A 3,931-nucleotide genomic window follows, 5' to 3' on the forward strand; every position below is an offset into this window, starting at 1 on the left:
GCGCGGCCGGGTTGGCCGCGCTGCTGCGGGAGCTGGCGGAGCGCCGTCCCGCCGCGACGATCACCCTGGTCGGGCACAGCTACGGGTCGCTGGTGGTGTCGCTGGCCGCGGCGGACGCCCCGCCGCAGGTCAGCGACGTGGTCAGCCTCGGCGGGGTCGGCGCCGGGGTGCAGCACGCGGACGAGCTGCCCGGCGGGCGGCGGTTCTGGGCGGCCGAGGCGCCCACCGACTGGATCCGGTGGGTGCCTCCGGCGCGGCTCCCCGGCGTCGGGTACGGCCGCCGCCCCGGCGACCCCGCATTCGGCGCCCGGCCGTTGCCGACCGGCGGGGTGGACGGGCACGACGGCTACCTGGTGCCGGGCAGCGCCACGCTGGCCGCGGTGGCGGCGGTCGTGCTGAGCGCCGGCGACCGGGCCGGGAGCGCCCGGTGAGCCGCGACCGCGCGGTCGACGCGCTGCGGGCGTACGCCATCGGCGGGGTGGTGCTCGGGCACTGGCTGGTCACCGGGCTGGTGCTGGCCGCCGACGGCGGTCTGCGCCAGGCCAGTCCGCTGGCCGCGCTGCCCGGCCTGGCCCCGGTGACCTGGGTGTTGCAGACACTCGGCCTGTTCTTCTTCGCCGCCGGGTTCGGCTCGGCGAGGTCGCTGGCGCGCCACCCGGGCGGGCCGGGCGGCTGGCTGGGCGGGAGGCTGCGCCGGCTGCTGCTGCCCGCGCTGGCGCTGCTGGGTGTGGGTGCCGCCGTGCTGCTCGCGGCCACCGTCGCCGGCATCCCGGACGACACGCTCGCCGTCGCGCTGCGGCTCGCCGTCAGTCCACTGTGGTTCCTGCTGCCGCTGCTGCTCCTCGTGGCGTCGACCGATCCGCTGCGGGTCGCCGTCCACCGCTGGGGGCTGGCGCGCTGCGTGGTGCCGGCGGTGGCCGTGGTCGCGGCCACCGACCTGGCGGTCCGGCTGCTGCCGGCCGGCGCCGGCCTGCCGCCGGTCTCCGTGCTGGCGGCGTGGGCGGTGCCGTACCTGCTCGGCCTCGCCCACGCCGACGGGCGGCTGGCCGGCCCACGGGCGGCGGGCGTACTGGCCGGCGGCGGGGCCATGGCGCTGGCCGCGATGCTGGCACTGGGATATCCGGTGAGCGCGGTCGGGGTGCCCGGGGCAGGGGTGTCCAACCTGAACCCGCCGTCGCTGCTGGCGGTGGCGTTGGCGGTCACCCAGGTCGGGCTGGGGCTGCTCGCCCGGCCGGCGCTGGAACGGCTGCTGGCCCGCCAGGTGCCGGGCCGGGCGGTGACCGAGGTGAACCGGAACGCCGTGCGGATCTACCTGTGGCACCAGCCGGTACTGGTCGCGGTGACCGCGCTCGTCGCCCGCGGTGGGGTGGCCCTGCCGGGGCTGCACACCGCACCGGACTCTCCGGGCTGGGTGCTCGCCCGGTGCTGCTGGCTGCCGCTGCTCGCCGCGGTGCTGGTCACGCTGGTGCGGGCGGGCCGCCGGCCGGCCCGCCGGACGGGGTGGCGACGGCCGCCCGGTGGAGGAGCCGCCGGCCGGTCGGCCGAGTGCGTCCCGCCGGCACCGCGGGTGTACGATCATCGACGTTCCGGCCCGCCCGACTCCAGGAGGTGATCGCTGTGCGAGATAGCGATCCTCCCAGTCGTGGCCGGGCCGATGGTCAGCCCCGCTGAGCCACGACTCAGTCTGGTGAGCTGACCCCGCTCCGCTCCCCGCCACCCGGCCCACGCCGAGGTGCGCGTGCCGCGCCGTCCGATCATCGGACGATCGCCGGGAGCCGCCCGGTCACGACTTCGTGTGCGCGTCCCCACCCCCTGCGGTCCGCCCCCGCACGCGGACCGTCCAGCCGCCACCCGGAGCCGTCCATGAGCCGCTACGTCGCCCCGCTGGGCTTCACCCTCGCCGCCGTCTGGGTGGCCATCGTCTTCGTCCTCGCCGGCGGCGGTCACTGACCGTCGCTCACCCGCCCCGTCACGCCGCCCCGACGGGCGGTGCCCGGGACCAGCCCGGGCCCCGCCGACGTCAGAGCATCCGCGACGACCAGAGCAGGCTGAGCGCGCCGGCGCAGAGCGCCAGCAGCAGCGCCACCCCGGCGTACCACTGGGTCACCTCGCGCGGCTCGGTGCGGAACCCGATCGAGCTGCCCATGTCCTGGTAGACCTGCTTCAGCTCGCTCACCGAGGCGGCCTCGTAGAAGTAGCCCTCGGTGGTCTCGGCCAGCTCGGCCAGGGCCAGCCGGTCCACCGGCACCCGCTGGAGCTGACCGCCGATGTCGACCTGGCCGGTGTCGGTGCCGAAGGCGATGGTGGAGACCGGCACGTTGGCCGCCTGCGCGGCCGCCGCCGCCTCCTCCACCGACCGGCCGGAGGTGCGGAACCCGTCCGACAGCAGCACGATCCGGGCCGGGGGGATGCCCGCCGCGCCGTCGGCCGGCACCGACCGGATCGCCTCCAGGCAGGTGAACACCGCCTCACCGGTCGCGGTCGCCTCCGCCAGCACCAGCCCGTCGATCGCGCTGGTCACCGCCGCCCGGTCCTTGCCCGGTGGCACCAGCACGTTCGCCGCCTTGGCGAACGAGACGAGGCCCAGGTTGTAACTCTCCGGCAGCTCGCCGACGAACTGCTTCGCCGCCTCCTGGGCCGCCTCCAGGCGGTTCGGCGCCACGTCGTCGGCCTGCATGGACAGCGACACGTCGATGGCGAGCATCACCGTGGCCCGCTCCAGCGGCTCCTTGGTGTCCACCGCGGGACGGGCCAGCGCGGTGGCCAGCACCAGCAGGCAGAGCAGGAACGCGGTCGCCGGGACGTGCCGGCGCCAGCCCAGCCCCTTCGGCGCCAGGGTGCGCAGCAGGTCCACGTTGGTGAACCGCATCGCGTACGCCCGGCGGTGCAGCTGCCGCCAGAGGTAGAACGCGGCGAGTGCGAGCACCGGCAGAACAGCCAGCAGCCACCACGGTTGCATGAAACGGATCATCGTGTCGTCCCCCGGGTGCGGGCGTGCCGCTGCGCGGCCACGAAACGCACCATGTCCAGCAGCCAGTCTCGGTCGGTACGCAGTCGCAGGTGGGCCGCGCCGGCGCCGCGCAGCGCGGCGGCGATCGTGGCCCGCTGGGCGGCGGCGGCCTCGGCGTAGCGCTGCCGCAGCCGCGGGTCGGCGGTCTGCACCTCGTGCAGCTCGCCGCTCTCCGGGTCGACCACCGGCAGCACCCCCACGTCGGGCAGCTCCAGCTCCCGCGGGTCGACCACCTCGATCGCCAGCACGTCGTGCCGGACGCGCAGCTTGCGCATCGGCCGGGCCCACTGCTCGGCCGGCGCGAGGAAGTCCGAGACCACCACGGCCACCCCGCGCCGGCGGGGCGGGCGGTTGAGCATCTCGATCAGGGCGCCCAGGTCACCCCGACCGGGCTGGATGGCGGTGCCGGCGACAGCCCGCAGCAGGCCCTGCGCCTCCTTGCGGCCCGAACGTGCCGGCAGCCGGGTGAGCACGCCCGGCCCCGCCGGCGCAGAGCCACCCCGCCAGCGTCGGGCCGGGGCGGACGCGCCACCGCCGGTGCCGATCACCGCGCCGATCCGGTTGCCGCCGCGCACGGTCAGGTGGGTGATGGCGGCCGCTGCGGCCACCACCACCTCCCGCTTGAGCCACTGCCCGGTGCCGAAGTCCAGGCTGGCCGAGAGGTCCAGCGCCAGCCACGTCTCCAGCTCCCGGTCGGCGACCGTACGCCGCACGTGCGGCGTCGTGGTGCGTGCGGTGACCGGCCAGTCCATCCGGCGTACGTCGTCGCCGGGGCGGTACTCCCGCGACTCCCCCGCCTCGCTGCCCGGTCCGGGCAGCAGGCCGGCGTAGTCGCCCTGGAGCAGCCCGTCGAGCTTGCGGGTGACCAGCAGTTGCAGCCGGGACAGCACGGCCTCGCTGCGGTCGGCGAGGGGGGCGGGT

Annotated in this window: 4 protein-coding genes; 2 read left to right on the forward strand and 2 right to left on the reverse strand. The window is 76.6% G+C overall.

The genetic code is table 11. The features are described from left to right. Both DKT68_RS00545 and DKT68_RS00550 read left to right on the forward strand, forming a co-directional pair. Positions 1 to 431: alpha/beta hydrolase (locus DKT68_RS00545; protein WP_236646645.1), on the forward strand; the 431-nt coding region annotated here is incomplete at its 5' end. Further along, complete coding sequence (locus DKT68_RS00550) at positions 428 to 1,612, forward strand: acyltransferase family protein (RefSeq protein ID WP_109815483.1); 1,185 nt, start codon at positions 428 to 430, stop codon at positions 1,610 to 1,612. The genes DKT68_RS00545 and DKT68_RS00550, both read left to right, overlap by 4 nt. A 408-nt stretch (positions 1,613 to 2,020) precedes the next feature. On the opposite strand, the gene DKT68_RS00555 is transcribed toward DKT68_RS00550, so the two are convergent. Together DKT68_RS00555 and DKT68_RS00560 are read right to left on the reverse strand one after the other, a co-directional pair. Beyond that, on the reverse strand, positions 2,021 to 2,971 hold the full coding sequence (locus DKT68_RS00555; RefSeq protein ID WP_109815484.1) for a VWA domain-containing protein: 951 nt from the start codon (positions 2,969 to 2,971) through the stop codon (positions 2,021 to 2,023). Then, on the reverse strand, positions 2,968 to 3,900 hold the full coding sequence (locus DKT68_RS00560) for a DUF58 domain-containing protein (RefSeq protein WP_236646646.1): 933 nt from the start codon (positions 3,898 to 3,900) through the stop codon (positions 2,968 to 2,970). Before DKT68_RS00560 ends, DKT68_RS00555 begins: the two co-directional genes overlap by 4 nt. Between the last annotated feature and the right edge of the window lie 31 nt (positions 3,901 to 3,931).

It is taken from the genome of Micromonospora acroterricola, assembly GCF_003172955.1.
Lineage (GTDB): Bacteria > Actinomycetota > Actinomycetes > Mycobacteriales > Micromonosporaceae > Micromonospora > Micromonospora acroterricola.